Origin of the sequence: Nostoc sp. (assembly GCF_036916985.1) — a bacterium.
In the GTDB taxonomy this organism is placed as follows: Bacteria; Cyanobacteriota; Cyanobacteriia; order Cyanobacteriales; family Nostocaceae; genus Nostoc.
This window is the reverse complement of record NZ_JBALFD010000025.1, coordinates 111279-131035: the sequence shown is the minus strand read 5'-3', so window position 1 is coordinate 131035 and position 19757 is coordinate 111279. Positions and strand designations below refer to the sequence as shown.

The window sequence follows — 19757 nt, the reverse complement described above, 5'->3', positions numbered from 1 at the left end:
TCAACAAGTAATTTCATAACTGATTTAGGATTGCTATAGATGAAGCTTGATTAAAAGTAAAAAGTCGTTTTTTTAGATAATTACTGATACTTTTGTTCCCATAAGTTTAATAATGGCTGCAATTAAATCTTCTGGATTAAGAGGCTTAGGTAAATGCATCTGAAACCCAGCGTTTAGCGCTTCCTGCTGGTCATCATTTCTTGCAAAGGCAGTCAAGGCAATTGCTGGAATTTGCCCACCTTGTTCTGGACTCAAAGTTCTCACTTGATTTATTAACATATAGCCATCCATATATGGCATACTAATATCGCTAACTAACACATCTGGCTTGATTTCTACTAAGGTTTGTAATGCTTCATCAGCCGAAGATACTGCAATGACAAAAGCCCCATCTTGCTCTAATACAAAAGCAACAAAATCTCGCGAATCAGTTTCATCATCGACAACTAAAACCCGGATACCACTGAGGGGTAAAGAGTTGGGAGTTAATAATGCCAGGTCATTTTGTTCATCAGTTAGCTTTGGGCTTGCATCTGGCAAAAGCGGTAAGCTAACAGTAAATATTGCCCCTTTACCCTCACCTTGACTATCTGCTTGGACGATGCCGCCATGCATTTCGCTAATATTACGCACAATTGCCAATCCTAATCCCAATCCCCCAAAATTTCTTGTAGAGGTGCTATCTGCTTGGCGAAAGTAATCAAACACGAATGGCAAAAAGTCAGCGCTAATTCCTTTACCTGTATCGCTAACAATTATTTGAGCATAGCCATCAGCTTCCTCTAATCGCACTTCTACTTTTCCTCCCCTGGGTGTAAATTTGATCGCGTTAGAAAGGAGATTCCAGACGACTTGTTGCAAACGAGTTGAGTCGCCCATAATTTGTCTCACATCTGGTTCAAATGCTGTATTCACCTTAATCAACTTTGTTTCAGCCGCTAACTGCATTGTCTGTAGTGCCGACAATATTGTAGATTCTAGATTAATCTTTGTAATATTCAGTGTCAGTTTGCCCTGTAAAATTCTGGAGATATCCAGCAAGTCTTCAATGAGTTGCACCTGTAAGTTGGCATTTCGCTCAATTGTGGCTAGTGCTTCCAATGTCTTTGTTTGGTCTAACCTGCGGGTTTGCAATAACTTTGACCAGCCGAGAATTGCGTTTAGTGGAGTGCGTAATTCATGAGAAAGGACGGCTAAAAATTCATCTTTAATTCGATTGGCTGTTTCTGCTTTCGCTCGTGCTATTTGTTCTAATTCTAGCAGGTGTGCCCGTTCTTCAAGTATTTGTTTTTGTTCGTGGATATCTGTACATGTTCCAAACCACTTGACTACAAAACCTTGCTCATCTTTGAGCGGTAAACCTCGCGCTAGTTGCCAACGATAGGAACCATCCAAAGCCCGTTTAAAGCGATATTCATTGTTATATATAGTCCTACTTTTGACAGCATCAGACCACACCTTATCAGCCCTTTGGACATCATCTGGATGCAGTGCCGCTAACCAACCAGAACCTAAGGACTGCTCTAATGTTAGTCCTGTGTAATCGCACCAATTTTGATTAAAAAAATCACATTCACCGTTAGGTTTAGTTGTCCATACAAGTTGAGGAATTGCCTCAGCTAAGTAACGGTAGCGTTCTTCGCTTTGTCGGAGAATTTCTAAGATGCGTTGGCGTTCAAGGATTTCTTGTTGTAATTGCTCGTTAGTTTTAGTAATTTCATTGGTGCGAAGAGCAACCATTTCTTCTAGATGATTCTGGTATTTTCGCAGTTCCTTTTCTACCCGTAAGCGTTCGGCTATTTGGATTTGAAGTTCTTGATTTGCTTGTTCTAGTTGAGCAGGGCTAGGAAATGCCAATGCTTGGGGAACTAGATACACAAGATTTATTGCTGTAATAAAAGATATTATGGCTGTTACTGCTTTGACAAACCCCGATACCCAATAGATGGGATGCCAAAGTGTCCAAATCTCTATTAAATGAGTAGTGCCACAAGCTACAATAAATGCACTAAATAGCAGAAAAATCCAATCAAAGGGCAGATCCTCTCGCTTACGGACAAAGTAAAATAGTGTCGCTGGAATTGAGTAATAAGCTAGTGCAATGAGAGAGTCAGATAATATGTGCAACCAAACTAAATTTGTTTGCCATAGATAGCAGTGTCCATGTGGAATAAATGATTCTGATGTAAAAAAATTAGTCCACAATTCTGATATTATGTCTGGCATAAATGCTTGATTTTTGGGAATCTATAAAATTTAATAATATCCTGTCTGAAGATAGGAATGAGAGAATAGGTAGACGTTAATGTAAATGCGGTTCGTTAAAAAAATGACTTTAAATCAAGAGTTAAACTTTAACTTACTTATATTGCAATAGGCTTGGGTTTTTGAGCCGCGATAAATCGCCGTCTCCACAAGTGTTTTGTTGCTCATTCTGAATTGTATTGATCTATATTGGAACATAATTACGGTAGACACTAGGAAATTCCCAAATAAAAACCATTCTCACCATAATGATGAGAATGGCAAAAAAATTAGGAGACAGAATAGGAAAATTTAATCTTCGCAATTCTCATTCAACTTAAGATTCACTTGACTTAACACTCATTTTATCTAACAGTTTAGTGATTTTTTGAGCTTTTTCAGGTTGCCTCTGTTTTTGTAATAAATCTTTAGCTTGTATCAGGTTAGTTTTCGCTTCTTCTTCTCGCTCTTGCTGCATGAGAATGTTTGCCAGACGCAAGTAAGCATCAGGATTTTTCGGGCTGCGGTGAATTACTTCTTGGAATAATTTTGTTGCTTCTTGTATTTGTCCTTGCTGGTTTAAAACATCTCCCAAAAACAACCGCACCACATCATTTGTAGAGTTGATGGAAATCACTTTACGAAAGGCTGCTTCTGCACCTTGGTAATCTTTTGCTTGAGCAAGATTGATGCCTTTTTGAAACAAGTCTGAGGTTATCAAAGTTTTCCAAGCGAAATAACCAAGGATTGACAGACTAATCGCAACTACAACAGCAGCGATAATCGAACTAGTGGGAAAGGTTTCTAGCATTGTCTAAGCCAAAAGACAGGCGATAGGAAAAATCAGATATTCCATAAAAAAGAGTTTCCAGATAAATTGGTAGAATTGAGCGATCGCACTTTTATCTTCTAAGTCTACCGTCAAACTCCGCAACCACAGCCAACCCAACAGCCCCAAATGAGTAACTATCAAGAATATGGGGTTAACTGAGGCGAGGCGTAGCACCCCAACCAGAATAATTCCCAAATAGCAGGCAGTTATTACCCAAAGAGACAGATTAAACACAGCTTGTGAGCCGAGTTTGATGGTGAAAGTAGTAATATTGTAGAGGCGATCGCCTTCCATATCGGGGATATCTTTAAAAATAGCGATCGCAAAGGTAAACACCAAAATAAATAACGTCAGCACCCATACCACAGGCGGAATCGTTTGGCTTTGGTGCAACGCCCAACTGTAATGCAGATATAACCCTAAGTTCACAATCGTACCGCGCACCGAAAAAATACACAGCGCCGCCCAAACGGGAAACTGTTTCAAGCGAATTGGCGGTAAAGAATAAGCAGTACCAATGGCCAAACTAATCGCCACCATCCCCAATAAGAACGGGCCAGTTAGCCACGCCACAACTAGTGCCAAAATCCCAGTAGAAGCAACAATCAATTGCCCTGTTTGCTGAGAAAACTCACCAGATGCTAGGGGTAAATGAGGCTTATTAATCTTGTCAATTTCCACATCTTCTAATTGATTCAGCCCCACAATATAGACATTGCCACACAGACAAGCAATCCATGCACCCAACAAAGGTAGTAGGGAATACGTTGTTGTAGAGACGCGATGAATCGCATCTGTATTTATCGCGCCTGTATTTATCGTGCCTGTACTAATGGCAACGGCAATTAAATATAAACCCAAAACACTTAGGCTTGTACCAATAATTGTGTGCGGGCGAGAGAATTTCCAGAAAGCGTATAACCACTGGAAATATGATTGAACGGGTTTGCCTGATAAAGGGCTGTTTTGAGAACTCTGGCTCATGAGTAGCTTAAATACTGTATTCTGGCTAGTTGTTAATCATTGTTACAGAATTTGGTCATTAACAAGAGCCAAAGACCTACATAAACCTCGTCTAACTTGAGAACTGTAGTTTTTTACCAAAATTTTGCGATTGCTTCCTACCCTGCGGGAACGCTAAGAGCGAACGAGCGTCGTGGCGCAGCACTTGCACTAGTTAAAACTTAAAAGAAACAAATAAGTTTATCTTTCTTTTTACTTTTTACTTGGTTCTTTTTACTTTTTGATACGTCCGTGATTATTTCCCCTAAATTTATCGTAAATTAAAGTGTTTAAGACCCCTACATCTACATGTAGTAACCATTTCAGTCGGGGTTTGTCTTGAGAAATCGCTCCACTTGGGCAAAGCCCAAGACCGCGTTTATCGCTAAATCCCCGTCTGAAATTTCTTTAATTTTGAATTTTGAATTTTGAATTTTGAATTGTTAATTATGGGGATTATCTTTTTACTTTTTACTTTTTTGTCACCATCTCTAGTTTTGCCTAAATACTATCTTATTATCAATAAGACCCACTTTTTAAGTGAGTTAGAGGATCTCTTCTGCGTAAGTTATAAAAAAGGGAGAAGCAGGGAGAAGAGTTTCCCCTCTGCCTCTTTCCCCTCATCTACTTTTAATACGGCCACTTCCAGTCACGAATTTCTGGCACATCATCGCCGTACTTCTCAATATAGTGCTTGTGTTCGATCAGCTTATCCTGCATCTGCTGTTTGACATAAGCTGCCTTAGATCCTAGTTTGGGGACGCGATCGATTACATCAATTACTAAATGGAAGCGATCTAGATCGTTGAGAACAACCATATCAAAGGGAGTTGTGGTAGTTCCCTCTTCCTTGTAGCCACGCACATGGATGTTTTTATGATTAGTGTGGCGGTAGGTTAAGCGATGAATCAGCCAGGGATAGCCATGAAAGGCAAAGAGAACGGGTTTGTCGGTGGTGAAAAGTGTGTCAAAATCTTTTTCACTCAAACCGTGGGGATGTTCGGTTTTTGGCTGGAGTGTCATCAAATCGACTACGTTCACTACCCGCACTTTCAAATCTGCGAAATGCTGACGCAGGATGTCTACAGCCGCTAAGGTTTCTAAAGTGGGAACATCCCCAGCACAAGCCAGCACTACATCTGGATCGCCGCCTTCGTCGTTGCTTGCCCATTCCCAAATGCCAATGCCTTTGGTGCAGTGCTTAATGGCTGCATCTATGTTGAGATATTGCAATGCTGGCTGTTTTCCAGCAATGATGACGTTAACATAGTTGCGGCTTTTTAGACAATGGTCAGTTACCGACAGCAGAGTGTTGGCATCGGGGGGCAAATACACGCGAACAATCTCGGCTTTTTTGTTAAGTACATGGTCGATAAAACCAGGGTCTTGGTGAGAGAAGCCGTTATGGTCTTGTCGCCAAACGTGAGAAGTGAGTAGGTAATTAAGAGAAGCAATCGGTCTACGCCAGGGAATATGTCTGGTGGTTTTCAACCATTTGGCGTGTTGGTTGAACATCGAATCAATGATGTGGATGAATGCCTCATAGCAAGTGAAGAATCCGTGACGACCTGTGAGGAGGTAGCCTTCTAACCATCCTTGGCAAGAAGTTTCGCTGAGAATTTCCATCACCCGACCGTCGGGGGAAAGGTGGTCATCTTCGGGGTAAATCTCGGCTTCCCAAACCCGGTTTGTAACTTCTAACACAGGGTCTAGACGATTCGATGCTAATTCGTCGGGGGCGAAGATGCGGAAATTGCTACTTTCTTGGTTAAGTCGCATGATATCCCGCAGGAATTTGCCGGTCACTTTGGTAGCTTCGGCGATCGCCTTCCCTGGTTCAGCAACATCTACAGCATAGTCTTGAAAGTCCGGGATATTCAGGTCATGCAGCAAAATACCGCCGTTGGCGTGGGGATTATCACCCATACGTCGATGCTTTTTGGGGGCTAGTTCTGCTAGTTCGGGAATCAGTGTGCCGTTAGCGTCGAAGAGTTCTTCTGGTTTGTAACTCTTCATCCAATCTTCTAGGAGTCTCAGGTGTTCTGGCTGTTTCGCTATGTTGCTCAAGGGGACTTGGTGCGATCGCCAAGAACCTTCAGTTTTTTTGCCATCCACCTCTTTGGGCCCTGTCCAACCTTTAGGGGTTCTCAAGACAATCATCGGCCACTGGGGACGTTCCGTGAAACCATGTACGCGGGCTTCCCTTTGGATACTTTGAATTTCGGCGATCGCTGTTTCTAGAGTTGCTGCCATCTGCTGGTGGACATCTGCGGGATCGTCACCTTCTACAAAGTATGGTTTGTAGCCGTAACCCACAAATAAACTCTCCAACTCCTCACGGCTAATTCGTGCTAATGTCGTTGGGTTAGCAATTTTATACCCATTCAGGTGCAGAATCGGCAATACAGCACCATCACGTACAGGGTTAAGAAACTTGTTGGAATGCCAGCTAGTTGCTAAAGCACCTGTTTCGGCTTCACCGTCACCAACAACAGCAGCAACAATTAAGTCAGGGTTATCAAAGGCAGCACCGAAAGCGTGGACAAGGGCATAACCTAATTCCCCACCTTCGTGGATCGAACCAGGAGTTTCTGGTGCAACGTGACTGGGAATACCACCGGGGAAAGAGAACTGTTTAAAAAGTTTCTTCATTCCCTCAGCATCCTGGGAGATGTTGTGGTAATACTCGGTATAAGTGCCTTCTAAGTAAGTATTGGCTACCAGTCCAGGGCCTCCATGACCGGGGCCAGCAATGTAGATTGTGTTTAGGTCATATTTCTTAATCAGCCGATTCAGGTGAACATAGATAAAGTTCAGCCCTGGCGTTGTTCCCCAGTGCCCTAAAAGTCTGGGTTTGACGTGTTCCAGCTTTAGGGGTTCTCTTAGTAGCGGATTGTCCAGTAGATATATCTGCCCAACGGAAAGATAGTTAGCTGCACGCCAATAGGCGTTGATCTTCTGTAATTCTTCATCTGTTAAAGGCTTTGTTTGTGGAGTCGTTGCTAATGTCATTATCGACACTCCATTCCAAAAGGTTTTTGATGGATTCATCCGTAAGCAATTTTACTTGTTTTCTAGATTATGTCCATCTACCCATGATGAATTTTTTCAGCCTTCTTGACTAAATTCCTTATAAACGTTTCCTCGCATCAAACTGCGTCCTCTTGTTGAAGTCGAGAGATATAATCAGTTAAAACGGATTCTGCAAAAGCTAAATCTTCATTAGCAAACTCAGTTTTCAGTGCAGCAGCCTCGACATCAGAAATAGCATCCTAATGCTGAGTTAGTTTTTTTTCTGGAGAGAGATAGCAAAATCTAATACTTCTTCTTGACTAGACTTGGGCAATTGGGACAATATTTCCAGTAGTTGCCTGTGAATAGTTGCTGTTGGTTTGTCTGGCATTGCCACACTTCCTAGATTCATAGATAGAGTATGTAATCTAATTTTCTCATGCTTCAAGCTTTGCTTTTCCTTGAACTATCCAGTACAGCAAAACTAGCTAGAGGCAGATTAAGGAATAACCTAATTATTAATTTCCAATAACCCAGGCGGTGGTGTGATTTCAATGCGATTAGATTTCAAGTCTACTACTGGTGCGATCGCTTCCACAAATGGAATCAAAACAGTCTTTTGCTTTTTGTCATTTGTCACTTGTTCTTTGTCAGTGCTAAAAGATGGGTGTAACTTGACTTCTAACAAATCATTGCCAGCAGGGATGATATCTACCACTGTACCAACGAGTTCACCAGATACCTGCATGAAGACTTCCAAGCCAATCAAATCGAGGACATGATATTCATCTTCGCCTAATTGGGGGCGATCGCTAGCTGGCACCATTAACGTACAACCACGCAACGCCTCCGCCTGATCGCAATTTTCTACACCAGCTAATTTGATCACATACAAGTTTTTGTTACTGATATAACGTCCTGTCAATAATTCGATTGGTTGCGGTTCTGTGTCACCTGAACGCAACAACCAACGTTTTCCCGGTACCTCAAATCTTTCGGGAAAGTCTGATACAGGATAAACCCGCAATTCTCCAGACAATCCTTGAGGGGAAACAATCTTACCAATTTCTAGCCAATTATCTGATTTGTCATTAGTCATTAGTCATTAGTCATTTGTTATTGCTTATTTTTCCCTTGTCTCCCTTGTCTCACTCAGCACTCAACACTCAACACTCAACACTCAGCACTCAACACTCAACACTCAACACTCAACACTCAGCACTCAGCACTCAACACTAGGCAGTCACAGCAGCGCGCTTATAAGCTTCTTCAGCTACTTTTGCTAAACGTTGCATACCAGTGGCAATTTCCTCATCGCTGCCGGTGAGGCTGATGCGGAAGCATTGGTGTTTATGTGCCCACTCTTCCTCTAAACCGGGGAAGAAGGTACTTCCAGGGACAATAATTACACCTACTTGCTTTAATTGTTGGTAAAATTCCCAATCAGTGATGGGTAAATCCTCTAACCATAACCAAGCAAAAATTGCTCCTTCACCGCGATGGAGGAACCAAGGTAAATCCTTGGACATCGCTTCTTCTAAGCTGGTTTCTAAAACAGTAAATTTATTTTGGTAAAAGGGACGAATGACAGTGTGGGAAATTTCCACTAAAGCACCAGAATTGATTGCATAAGCTGCGATCGCTTGGCCGTAACGTGAAGAATGGAGACTCATATTTGCCTGAAAACACTCCAGCACCTCAATCCACTTTTCATCTCCAATAGCTATACCAATTCTTTCCCCTGGTAATCCCGCTTTCGATAAACTCATGCAGTGGAGGATATTCTCACCAAACACTGGAGTCATTTCAGTAAAGTTTAATGCGGGGAAAGGAGGCGCATAAGCGGAGTCAATTAACACAGGTAAATTGTAAGGTGCAGCTAGGGCGGCAATTTTTTTCACCTCATCATCGGTGAGGACGTTACCTGTAGGATTACAGGGGCGAGAGAAAAGTACACAACCAGTATTTTCTGTAATCGTAAGTTTGCTGAAGTCGGGGCGATATTTAAATCGGTGGGCAGCTGCATCAATATCGAGAGTTGGTTTGTAGGCAGTTAAGGCTTTTGGAACTAAGCAGATACCGCCGTAACCTGTGTAATCAGGGCTGAGGGGCAAAACGATTTGTTTTAACTCGCCACTGGGGGTGTAGCCACCAAAGGTATTGGCAGCGTAGAAGTAGAGGGTTTGACTGCCGGGGGTGATGAGGATATTGCGATCGCTTAAGTTTAACCCGTAGCGTTTGTTAAAATCATTAGCGATCGCTTCAATGAATGGTGCATAACCCTGACTTGAGCCGTAGCGGCAAACTACCTCACCATATTCTGGACTAGCAAGAAGTTGTGCAGTACAATCCCGCCATAATTGCTCTACTTCTGGCAAAATCAACGGATTACCAGCACTCAAATTAATAAACTGCTGCCCTGCACCCGCTCGTAATGTTTCGATAATATCCTTCATGATTGCTCTGACGCCAGTCAGGTTGGACATTTGAGCGCCGATTTGAGTTAGGGCAGGGTTCATAAGCTGTAATAAAATATATTAATTGAGGGGTGGACAAATTATTTGGGGTTTGCTGCTGACATCCAGTTTACATCGTTGTCAAAACAGCTGTTGCCGCCTTTAACCAATCTAGCTAGAGAATGATATTTTAACAAAGGTAATAATATTTATCGTTATAGCGGCAATCTTGCTGAGTAAATCCAATGAAGTAATACAAAAGTTTATCATGTGTTTAATATTTTATGAGAGGACTGGGGATTAGGGACTGAGGATGAGGGGGAGCAGGGAGAAGAATTTTCCCCTCCGCCCCCCGCCCCCTGCCCCTCTGCCTCTTTTCAATGCCCAATGCCCAATGAAAAAACTATACAGGAGCGCTGAAATTGCAAGTTAAAGCAGCAGTAGCTTACAGCGCAGGTAAGCCATTGACGATTGAAACAGTTCAACTATCGGGGCCACAAGCCGGCGAAGTGTTAGTTGAAGTGAAAGCAAGCGGGGTTTGTCATACCGACGCTTTTACCTTATCTGGTGACGATCCCGAAGGTTTGTTTCCGGCTATTTTGGGACATGAAGGTGCTGGCGTGGTAGTGGAAGTAGGCGCTGGTGTCACTAGTCTCAAACCAGGGGATCATGTGATTCCCCTCTATACTCCCGAATGTCGTCAGTGCGAATATTGTCTGAGTTTCAAAACTAATCTCTGTCAAGCCATTCGCCTAACTCAAGGACGCGGTGTGATGCCCGATGGCACTAGTCGCTTTAGTATCGACGGGCAAATGATTCATCATTACATGGGTACATCCACTTTTGCTAACTATACGGTGCTGCCGGAAATCGCCTTAGCAAAAATTCGGGAAGATGCCCCGTTTGATAAGGTTTGTTACATTGGCTGCGGTGTAACTACTGGTATTGGTGCAGTCATCAATACTGCCAAGGTGGAACCTGGGGCAAATGTCGTGGTTTTTGGTTTGGGTGGTATAGGCTTAAATGTCATCCAAGGGGCGCGGATGGTAGGGGCAAATATGATTGTCGGGGTAGATATTAATCCCAACAAACGTGCCTTGGCAGAAAAGTTTGGGATGACGCACTTTGTTAATCCTCAAGAAGTAGAAGGTGATTTAGTTCCCTATCTGGTTGATTTAACAAAAGGCGGTGCTGATTACAGCTTTGAATGTATTGGTAATGTCAAATTGATGCGTCAAGCATTAGAATGCTGCCATAAAGGTTGGGGTGTCAGTGTGATTATTGGTGTTGCTGGTGCTGGACAGGAAATCAGTACTCGTCCTTTTCAACTAGTAACTGGGCGCGTTTGGAAAGGTTCAGCATTCGGTGGCGCTAGAGGGCGTACAGATGTGCCAAAAATTGTTGATTGGTATATGGAAGGTAAGATCAATATTGATGATTTGATTACCCATATAATGCCCATTGAGCAAATTAATGATGCGTTTGAATTGATGCACAAGGGTGAATCAATTCGCAGTGTAGTGACTTTTTAATTCGTAATACTCGCCTCCGGCGAGAAGCAAGCTACGTAATTCGTAATTTTTGACTGATGCTTACGCAGATAGTCCTGTTTCAAATAAGTTTAAATCTCTATTTGATATCTCCGGGTAATCGCTTACGATATGTCATTGCGAGCGCAACGAAGTGGAGTGAAGCAATCACAAGGCCTCTGCAATTGCTTCACTTCGTTCTCAATGAAATAAAAAGTAGCAAAATTTGTCAACTTGATAAGACTCCATCAAAGTATCGATCAATTTCTGCTACCAGAATTTCAAAGTCTACAGGCTTTGTTAAGTGGCATTTGAAACCAGCTTTCAGCGCAAGCTGCCGATCCTCCTGACTACCGTAGCCGGTGAGTGCAATCAGAATTGAGCGATTAAATTTGGAGTCTTTACTCAGTTCTTGTGCAACGGCAAATCCATTCATCTCAGGAAGTCCGATGTCACAAATAATCACATGAGGCTCAAGCTTCTTTGCAGTTTCTACCCCTAAAATTCCATTCTTGGCAATGGAAACTTCATGCCCAAAATACTCAAGTACTGCTTGTAATGATACGGCTGAATCCTCGTTATCTTCGATGACTAAAATCTTTAACGATTTTTTAGCCGCCTCTGTAATCTCCAGGTTATTGTCCAAGGCTGTAATCTCTTCACATACAGGGAGAGTAACTTTGAATTCTGCTCCCAGATTAATCCCTCTGCTTGAGGCTTCAACATGACCACCATGAAGTTCTACAAGACTTTTTACTACCGAAAGTCCCAAGCCTAGTCCGCCTCTTGAACGGTCTAAGCTGCGATCGCTTTGGGTGAATGGCTCGAAAAGTTCTGGTAATATTGTCGGGTCTATTCCTATGCCTGTATCTCTTACGGATAAGGCTGCCTCACTACCTAAGCCATTTTCACCTGGAATAACTGAGAAATCCACCCAGATCGTCCCATCTGGCTTTGAGAATTTTAAGGCGTTATCAAGAAGGTTCCCAAAGATTTGGAAGAAGCGAGTGGAGTCAACATAAGCCCACACGGGTGTGTTTGGCAGGTCTTGTACTACGTTAAGATTCCATCTGTTGATTGCTTGTGCATGGTCATTGAGACTTTGGCGAACCAATTCCACCAGATTAACTTTCTCAAGGTTTAATGAAATCTTCCCATAAGTGATAGACGATACGTCAAGTAACTCATCGATCAATTTCGAGAGGTGCTTAATCTGGTGCTGCATCATTACAACTGTTTCCCCGACTGCACCAGTCTCACCCAGCTTTAACTTGAGTAGCTGAACGCCGTTGGAAATAGGGGCAACAGGATTCCTCAACTCGTGAGCCAGCATCGCAATAAATTTGTCTTTCAGGGCGTTTTGGTTCGTAAGTTTCTGAAAAAGTTGCACATTAGCGATCGCAACTGCTGTAGTATCTGTCAAAATCTCAAGCAGTCCGATTTCTTCGGGTGTAGCTAGGTGTCGTGTACTCCAGTAGGCTCCAATCGCACCCAATGGTTCAGAAACCCTGATCGGAAGCATCACTAAACTCTTGACAAAAGTTACTTTGTACGCGTCAATAGGAATTCGTGCATCTTGGTAAATGTCCTCAATTACGGCTGCTTTTTTATTGAGCATTGCCCAACCGGAAATGCAAGACTTGAGCGGAAAACGCATACCTTTCCAAAGCGGCCCAATGGCGTTTTCATCGACATAGTGGCAACATTCACCATCCCGCAGTACAAAAGTGACTCCATCCGCATTTGTCAGATCGCGAGCTGCTAAACGCACAATCTCAATAATTTCCTCAATAGTCCGCACACAAGCCAAATCCTTCACGACCGAAAGCAGCCTGTTGTAAGACGAAATGTTATAGCTTTGATGTGAATTCTGTTCTTGAGAGATGGAGGTTTGTAATATATTTTTCATAAAAGACTCCAAACAAAAGGGATGTCTGTATAAAAACTCAGGTAAAGCGGGTAGGTTTCAGCAGATACTTACTCTTAATCGTAATCTTAACTTTAGATATTGAGAGTACAATCTTTTAACGCATTTTTTATCCTATTGTAGTATAAATATTTTTAAGTAAATCAGTGAATGTTCGTAAAAAATTTGTGTGTTCTAATGCAACCTCTGATGTTTGATGTACTGCGGTTACGTAGTTAGGAATAAGAATTAAATAAAATACAATTTATGTCTCTGGTTTACCTCACCCTCAACGAAGAGGCAGGGGGCAGTCCTGATCAAACAAGTTTCACAGCCTTGAATGAAAGAATGACTGGGGACTGGGGACTGGGGACTGGGAACTAGTATTTTTACTCAGCACTCAGCACGGGCTAAACGCCCCGCTACCGCTAACAGCACTCAGCACTTTCAAGTCAGGGAGCGGAGAGGGAAGCTAGAGACAGGATGAAATTCAATTAACTCTTGTGGGGTGGGCGCTTATGTTGCCCACCCCACAATATTGGATAATTTATTTCTTGGAGTTTCCTTATTTAGCGATCGCCAAATAATACTCAAATCGCTCTCGGAGTTGTTCAATTGTTAGATTTTGAGTCCAGTACTCTACTAGGGCGTGACCAAATGCCCAGGCGTTGCGATCGGGTGCAGCGGAGTTTTCCAGCAGTAGCGGCCAAAGGGATAGCAATTCAAAGTTGAGCGAGTTGGAGTTGCCTGTATTCAAGAGCGAGAAAAGGTCGTATCCCATTTGAAGTTTGCCAATCACAATCGGCAACTGTTCCACGGGAATTTGCTCTGCCAACATATATGCTAAAGCTGGAGATCCGGTTGAGAGCGTAGAAACAAACTGGAGGACGGGACTTTTGAGCAAAGCCGTTAATCCCTGTGTTGTCGTCATTTGGAAGGTGTAGTGGTCAATGATTTTGGCAGCAGCGACAATACGGGCTTCTAAGTTACGCAAAAAGCGGGCGAGACGGAGTTGCTTGGTCGGCGCGATCGCATCGACTAATCCCAACGATAGCGCCTCCACTCCCCAAGGAACTCGATTTGTTTTGCTGTCACCTGTAACCACGGGTAAAACTAGATTACAGAAGTTTCCTAGCAGTTTGGCACGATACTCAGTGGCTTCGCGAATGGCAATTTCTTTGGCGCGATCGCCCCATTCCCAATCATAAGGTGGTTGCCATTCGCGGATGGGACGCAGCCGATCTACCTGAGTGACGATCGCGATCGCAGGTAAATCTGCAACTTCTGCTTTGATATCTTGCAAAAAGTCCACATCCATTTGCAGGGCAGGATCGAGGGCAGGAGTAGCTAACAGCAGTAAATCTGCGTTGATGGCATAATCAAGCACCAAATTTCGGAGATCGCCACGGTTGACTTGTTCATAACCAGGTGTATCCCAAAGCGTTAGAATTTCCCCACCTTGAGCCTGCCATTGATAATTTTGAATGCGATCGGTACTCGGTAAAACATCAACGGCTGCGAGATCCGCCTGAAATAGCGTGTTAATCAGGCTGCTTTTTCCCGATCCTGTGCGCCCTACCAGCAGAATATTAACGGGCTTTTGCCCAACCGCCTCGGCTGGTTCAGCTTGAGTTAAGATTTCTCGGAGTGTTTGGGTTTTTGCCTGGGGTAAAGTTGGTGTGGAAACTACGGTTGCTGAAACTGGGCTGCGTCCGTAAAGTGCGATCGCCTGCCGACATAAGTTTCTCAGGGCAGCTTCCCGAAATAATTGGCTCAAATTCCCCAACAATTGTTGAGTTGCTTGGTTGCTGGAACCCTGGCTGGCTTGTTTTGCCACCGCCGCCACTGGATTTAAAACCCACTGTGCCCAATTCCAAACACGCCAGAATTTCCGAGCCGATGGTTCCAACTTTCGGTAGACTTCGTATCCTTGGTATGCTTGTCCCACCGTTACCTGATTGAGGATAGGGGATAACTTTTGCATCCACTGATCCATATCATCCACCGTTCCGCGAATCAACCCGTAAGCTTGGGGAACGTAAATATTCAGCAGAGGATATTGAATTTGAGGATTGTAAATATGAGCGATCGCCACGACTAAATCTTGGCAGCGCGTCCAAAAAGTTTGCCAGTCTTCCCAAATGGGGCGATCGCTTTGTGCTGTTTGCAGAATTTCTTGGAGTGCGGTTTCTGCAAGCTTTGTAGTATCACTTCCCACTGGTTGTACTGTATCTTCTGCCGTCGATTCCAGTTCTTCACGGACTTGAGTTAATACAGCTTCTATTTGGTTAACAGCTGGTTGAGTCCATTTGACTAGCAGCCAACGCCAACCCACGAATAAAAGGGTAAACAAACCCCAAATCCAATTAATGCCCCATGCATGAATTTGCAAACCGGCGGATACCAGTAAAAAAATGATGATAAACGCGATCGGGATTGCTAATACAACCCACTGCCACGGTTTTAATCGCACCATTGCCCCATACCTGCTTTGGTTAGACTGCTTATATTGCTATTGTCGATCTAAATCTGTTCATTAGGGGCTTGAAAGTGCTGAGTGCTGTTAGCGGGGCGTTTAGCCCGTGCTGAGTGCTGAGTCAGGAGGTAGGCTGTTGACTTTGATGAAATTTGGAGGTTTTTGGCTCATGCTATTTTTGTGTCAGCGCAATGACGGAACATATTTTGCATGAATTTTGACGCCCTAAAAACGCACAGAGTCAACACCCTAGTACAACACGGCGTAAATAAACCACCCATTTAAAATAGCCAGAAAGCTTACGAAATAAGCATTCTTTCTTTTTACTTTTGCCTTTTTACTTTTGCCTTCTTGTACTAGTCTGAATCCCCTTTTGAATATAAACCTCCTGCCCCCTGCCCCCTGCTTCCCCTGCCTCCTTAACGACGATTGGCTCTTTCTTGGGGAATAATCTCCGTGACGACCCTACCGGCAGAACTGCCGCCTTTGACAACAATATTTTCTGTTTGCAGATTACCAACGGCTGTTTCACCAGCAAAATTTAACGGTGGGTCAATTTGTCGATAAGTCACATTTCCTTGAGCTTCAACTAACTTATTGTCTAAATACCAAGTTAATGTATTGGATTTCAAAGATTGGCGACGTTGACCAACAGCGTTGACGTTTCCTGTTAAATAAACGGTTTTTTGCGGTATTTTCATTTCACCTTGATTAGCTGTCACTGTGACATTTTCGGCACGCTGGAACATGCGCGTGGGTGAGTTTGTGGTCACGGTTTCTGTGTTCATGTTCCAGATCATAGAGTTACTAGCTATTTGCAGTGGTGGGTCTAGTAAATCTAGTTGAGCATTTTGTTTGACAGTGGCAATTTTAGTTTTTAAGTTGACTTCGGCAGAATTCCCCTTGCCGCGATCGCTAATTTTATTATCTTTGTAGCGGTCAATTTGGACGGGGCGATCGCCAATCAGTTTTTCTTCTTTAATATTCCAAATTAAATGTTCGGTTCTAACCTGCATTTGGGGATCGGTGGAATTGGCTATTACCCCTCCCGAAAATTCCATGCGCTGTTCGCGGGTTTTAACTCGCGCTTCCTGTGCTACTGCTTGTAGTTGTTTATGAGTACCATTAATCTGGTTGCGGACAATTAACAAATCTTCTTGAGGACGCCATTCTAATTCATTGCCTTGCAACACAATCCCATTATTAGGATCTGTGGCAAATATCTTACCCTTAAGAAACAACTGCTTCCCATCTTGTTCAATATCTGCTACATCTGCCTTGATTTTGTAAACTACTTTGCCATCTTGGTATAGTTCACCATAAGGACTTTCGGCCTGACCAATTTCTTTTTCTTTGGTATATTTTGCCCGTGTAGCCCTGACTTTCCAAATCGGTCGTCCGACTTCATCTGCTTGTTCTAGGGTGACACCAAAGAAAGTTAAATCGCTATCTGAATTAGATGAAGCCTCAGTATTTTGTTGAGAAGCTGGGGGAGATTTGCCTCCACAAGCAACTAAACCAAATACCAAGAAAAAAGTCAAAGGTAAAATAAGAAAGGAGGGAGTGGAGGAGAAATTTTGATTTTTTCTCTCTTCCTTTCTCCCCCTTTTATGAAACTTATACGCCATTATTCTTGGATTTCTAAATGTCCATCACTAGTTCTAGTGTCTTCCAAAAAACCGATCCCAGATAAGGGACGGTATGGATAGCTTTGGCGAGGGGTTTTTTGAATATCCTCTTTGATGGCTTCTAAATCAATGTAGCGATCGCTAACATTAATTAAGCTGTCGCTGGTCATGGAACGCAAGCTGACGACTTCTACCCGCACGCCACGATAGCTGACTGAATTGACTGCATAAGCTAAATCCCCATCACCGCTAACTAAAACTGCGGTATCATAAGAATCTACTAGCGCCATCATGTCTACCGCTATTTCTACATCCAGGTTAGCTTTTTTAGAGCCATCTGGTAGCTGGACTAAATCTTTAGCAATGACTCGATAGCCATTGCGACGCATCCACAGCAGAAACCCCTGTTGCTTCTCGTTTGTCCGGTCTACGCCTGTGTAGAAAAAAGAACGCAGCAGTCTAGAACCTCCTGTTAATCGACATAATAGCTTGGTGTAGTCGATTTCAATCCCTAGTTGTAGTGCAGCGTAAAATAGATTTGAGCCATCAATAAATATGGCAACCCTACCCCGATTCTCCAAAACCTGTTCTGGCGTAAAGATTGAATCGTTTTCCAAATTATTCAACATCGTTGTGATACCTCAATTTTTATCCCTGTTATTTTTGATACAAATTACCAACTTTTAGATGCTAGTCACAGCGGCTTATGATAACGTTCCGCAGCTGATTTAAATTCAGCCACGATAAATTTTGTGAGAAAATAAGAAATTGAACAAAATCAGAGTTTGATAATGACTAATCGTTTTTCGGGGTTTCTATTCGTTGAAAAACCGGTTGGTGTGTACCCAAAGGTTGTTTACTAGATAGTATTCCCCATGTCGCATGAATGGCAAAAGAAGCGTTAGCTGAACTTTGTTTTTGATCGTTAAAATTTATTCCAAAACCTAGCTGCTGATAAATATCGCTACTGATGTTCGGAATAATTGGGGATAGCAGATAAGCTGCTAGCCTAACTGATTCTAGAACTGCGTAGAGAACCTTTTCCACTGATTCCTGCTGTCCCTGTTTATATAATGACCAAGGAGCTTGTTCATCAATAAATTTATTACTGGCTTGCGCCAGTGAAAGGATAGCCTCACAGGCTTGGCTAAAAGCTAGCTCTTGGTATGCTTGTTTCACCTGTTCACCCAGACGTAAACCAATTGCTTTCAAAGGATTTTCGTCAGGAATCGCTTCATTACCAATTGATGGGACATTATTCTCAGCACAGTATTTCTTCACCATGCTCAAGGTGCGATTGAGCAAATTACCTAAATCATTTGCTAAATCTGCATTCAGAACATTAATGAACCTAACTTCATTAAAATCTCCATCCTTGCCAAATTCGATTTCCTTAAGGAAGTAATAACGAACGGCATCACTACCATAGCGTTTAACTAACGCAACAGGATCAAGGGTGTTACCCAGACTTTTGCCCATCTTTAGACCATCTTTGGTCAAAAAGCCATGCCCAAATACTCGCCCTGGCAAGGGTAAGCCAGCCGACAACAGCATTGCTGGCCAGTAAACTGCATGGAAGCGGAGAATATCTTTACCAATTAGGTGCAAATTAATCGGCCACCATGTTTTTAAAGCATTTTCTAAAGTCGGTTCTGCGTCTGATTCTAGTAATGCTGTGACATAACCTAGCAGCGCGTCAAACCAGACATAAAGGGTGTGCTTGGGATCAACTGGTACGGGAAAACCCCAATCTAGATTTACCCGCGAAATTGAAAAGTCTTGTAGCCCTTGATTTACAAAGCTGAGGACTTCGTTACGCCGACTTTCTGGTTGAATAAAATCCGGTGTAGATTGATAAAATTCTGTGAGCTTATTTTGATATTTAGATAAGCGGAAAAAATAGTTTTGTTCGTCTCGCCACTCCACTTCTTTGTTAGTATGAATTGGGCAACGGTGTCCTTCTAACAGATCCCGTTCTTCTTTGAATTCTTCGCAGGATACGCAGTACCAGCCTTGTTGTTGTCCCTGGTAAATATCACCAGATTTCCAGACTCGCTCAAAGAATTCTTTCACGATCGCTTCATGACGAGGCGCAGTAGTCCGACTAAAGCGATCGTATTGAATGTCTAGTAACTGCCATAAACTCACAAAGCTAGGGACAATTTCATCGCAAAATTCTTGTGGTGCTTTGCCTAAACTTTCTGCCGAGCGCTGAATTTTTTGCCCATGCTCATCTGTACCTGTAATTAGTAATACCTGATTTCCCAGTAGTCTTTGAAATCTCGCCACTACATCGGCTGCGATCGTCGTGTAAGCACTACCTATATGGGGTACATCATTTACATAATATAGAGGTGTGGTCAGCGCAAATGTGTTTGTTGTTTTATTCACTAGATTCATACAAAATAAAATTAACTTATTAAAACGTTTTACATTTTAGCTTTTGGTGGCAAAACCACGCAATTATACAATATTATTCCTATTTTTTCCAATAACATCTTTATACTAGCAAATTTATCAGGTCAAGAATTGTTTTGTAATAGACATCAATTAAATTCATTTTTACCTAAAAAATGGAAACTAACTAATCATAATTTTTATGAATAGTTTATATTAGATATTCTTGTGATCAAGAATACAAAATTGAGAACGCAGAAAATCTCATTGCTTTT

General features: G+C 42.6%; 12 protein-coding genes. 1 reads left to right on the top strand and 11 read right to left on the bottom strand.

All coding sequences use genetic code 11. From position 1 onward, the window contains the following. Nucleotides 1–72: 72 nt before the first annotated feature. The 6 genes from V7L07_RS10035 to V7L07_RS10010 form a co-directional block, all read right to left on the bottom strand. Nucleotides 73–2226, bottom strand: coding sequence for a hybrid sensor histidine kinase/response regulator (locus tag V7L07_RS10035; protein ID WP_335057350.1), 2154 nt, complete (start codon nucleotides 2224–2226; stop codon nucleotides 73–75). A 355-nt stretch (nucleotides 2227–2581) separates the two neighbouring features. Next, on the bottom strand, nucleotides 2582–3055 hold the full coding sequence (locus tag V7L07_RS10030; RefSeq protein WP_335057348.1) for a tetratricopeptide repeat protein: 474 nt from the start codon (nucleotides 3053–3055) through the stop codon (nucleotides 2582–2584). 3 nt (nucleotides 3056–3058) lie between these two features. Continuing rightward, a complete protein-coding gene (locus V7L07_RS10025; protein ID WP_335057346.1) occupies nucleotides 3059–4060 on the bottom strand; it encodes a homogentisate phytyltransferase in 1002 nt (333 codons plus the stop codon). A gap of 648 nt (nucleotides 4061–4708) precedes the next feature. After that, complete coding sequence (locus tag V7L07_RS10020; RefSeq protein ID WP_335057344.1) at nucleotides 4709–7090, bottom strand: phosphoketolase family protein; 2382 nt, start codon at nucleotides 7088–7090, stop codon at nucleotides 4709–4711. A 511-nt stretch (nucleotides 7091–7601) separates the two neighbouring features. Next, entirely contained in the window at nucleotides 7602–8189 is a 588-nt protein-coding gene (gene rimM, locus V7L07_RS10015) for a ribosome maturation factor RimM (protein WP_335057342.1), read from the bottom strand. Nucleotides 8190–8325: 136 nt separating this feature from the next. Then, the gene (locus V7L07_RS10010; RefSeq protein ID WP_335057339.1) at nucleotides 8326–9609 is read right to left on the bottom strand and encodes a valine--pyruvate transaminase; all 1284 of its coding nucleotides are present in this window, start codon (nucleotides 9607–9609) and stop codon (nucleotides 8326–8328) included. A gap of 359 nt (nucleotides 9610–9968) precedes the next feature. On the opposite strand from V7L07_RS10010, the gene V7L07_RS10005 reads away from it, so the two are divergent. Beyond that, a complete protein-coding gene (locus V7L07_RS10005) occupies nucleotides 9969–11078 on the top strand; it encodes an S-(hydroxymethyl)glutathione dehydrogenase/class III alcohol dehydrogenase (protein WP_335057337.1) in 1110 nt (369 codons plus the stop codon). A gap of 226 nt (nucleotides 11079–11304) precedes the next feature. Here the strand turns inward: V7L07_RS10005 and V7L07_RS10000 are convergent, their stop codons facing one another. The 5 genes from V7L07_RS10000 to metG form a co-directional block, all read right to left on the bottom strand. Then, a complete protein-coding gene (locus tag V7L07_RS10000) occupies nucleotides 11305–12984 on the bottom strand; it encodes a hybrid sensor histidine kinase/response regulator (RefSeq protein WP_335057335.1) in 1680 nt (559 codons plus the stop codon). 562 nt (nucleotides 12985–13546) lie between these two features. Next, nucleotides 13547–15457 (bottom strand): GTPase family protein, encoded by a 1911-nt coding sequence (locus tag V7L07_RS09995; RefSeq protein ID WP_335057333.1) that lies wholly within the window; start codon nucleotides 15455–15457, stop codon nucleotides 13547–13549. Nucleotides 15458–15876: 419 nt separating this feature from the next. Continuing rightward, nucleotides 15877–17085: an LPS export ABC transporter periplasmic protein LptC gene (gene lptC / locus V7L07_RS09990; protein WP_335057331.1), complete on the bottom strand. Its 1209-nt coding sequence runs from the start codon at nucleotides 17083–17085 to the stop codon at nucleotides 15877–15879. Next, entirely contained in the window at nucleotides 17085–17714 is a 630-nt protein-coding gene (locus V7L07_RS09985) for a LabA-like NYN domain-containing protein (protein ID WP_334710139.1), read from the bottom strand. The genes lptC and V7L07_RS09985 overlap by 1 nt, the downstream gene beginning before the upstream one ends. A gap of 166 nt (nucleotides 17715–17880) precedes the next feature. Further along, nucleotides 17881–19485, bottom strand: coding sequence for a methionine--tRNA ligase (gene metG, locus V7L07_RS09980; RefSeq protein ID WP_335057329.1), 1605 nt, complete (start codon nucleotides 19483–19485; stop codon nucleotides 17881–17883). Between the last annotated feature and the right edge of the window lie 272 nt (nucleotides 19486–19757).

What these genes read in the sequence shown, in the direction of transcription:
- V7L07_RS09995 (WP_335057333.1), bottom strand. Translation starts at nt 15,457, where the DNA reads ATGGTGCGATTAAAACCGTGGCAGTGGGTTGTATTAGCAATCCCGATC.
- V7L07_RS10010 (WP_335057339.1), bottom strand. Translation starts at nt 9,609, where the DNA reads ATGAACCCTGCCCTAACTCAAATCGGCGCTCAAATGTCCAACCTGACT.
- V7L07_RS09985 (WP_334710139.1), bottom strand. Translation starts at nt 17,714, where the DNA reads ATGTTGAATAATTTGGAAAACGATTCAATCTTTACGCCAGAACAGGTT.
- rimM (WP_335057342.1), bottom strand. Translation starts at nt 8,189, where the DNA reads ATGACTAATGACAAATCAGATAATTGGCTAGAAATTGGTAAGATTGTT.
- V7L07_RS10025 (WP_335057346.1), bottom strand. Translation starts at nt 4,060, where the DNA reads ATGAGCCAGAGTTCTCAAAACAGCCCTTTATCAGGCAAACCCGTTCAA.
- V7L07_RS10030 (WP_335057348.1), bottom strand. Translation starts at nt 3,055, where the DNA reads ATGCTAGAAACCTTTCCCACTAGTTCGATTATCGCTGCTGTTGTAGTT.
- lptC (WP_335057331.1), bottom strand. Translation starts at nt 17,085, where the DNA reads ATGGCGTATAAGTTTCATAAAAGGGGGAGAAAGGAAGAGAGAAAAAAT.
- V7L07_RS10000 (WP_335057335.1), bottom strand. Translation starts at nt 12,984, where the DNA reads ATGAAAAATATATTACAAACCTCCATCTCTCAAGAACAGAATTCACAT.
- V7L07_RS10020 (WP_335057344.1), bottom strand. Translation starts at nt 7,090, where the DNA reads ATGACATTAGCAACGACTCCACAAACAAAGCCTTTAACAGATGAAGAA.
- metG (WP_335057329.1), bottom strand. Translation starts at nt 19,485, where the DNA reads ATGAATCTAGTGAATAAAACAACAAACACATTTGCGCTGACCACACCT.
- V7L07_RS10035 (WP_335057350.1), bottom strand. Translation starts at nt 2,226, where the DNA reads ATGCCAGACATAATATCAGAATTGTGGACTAATTTTTTTACATCAGAA.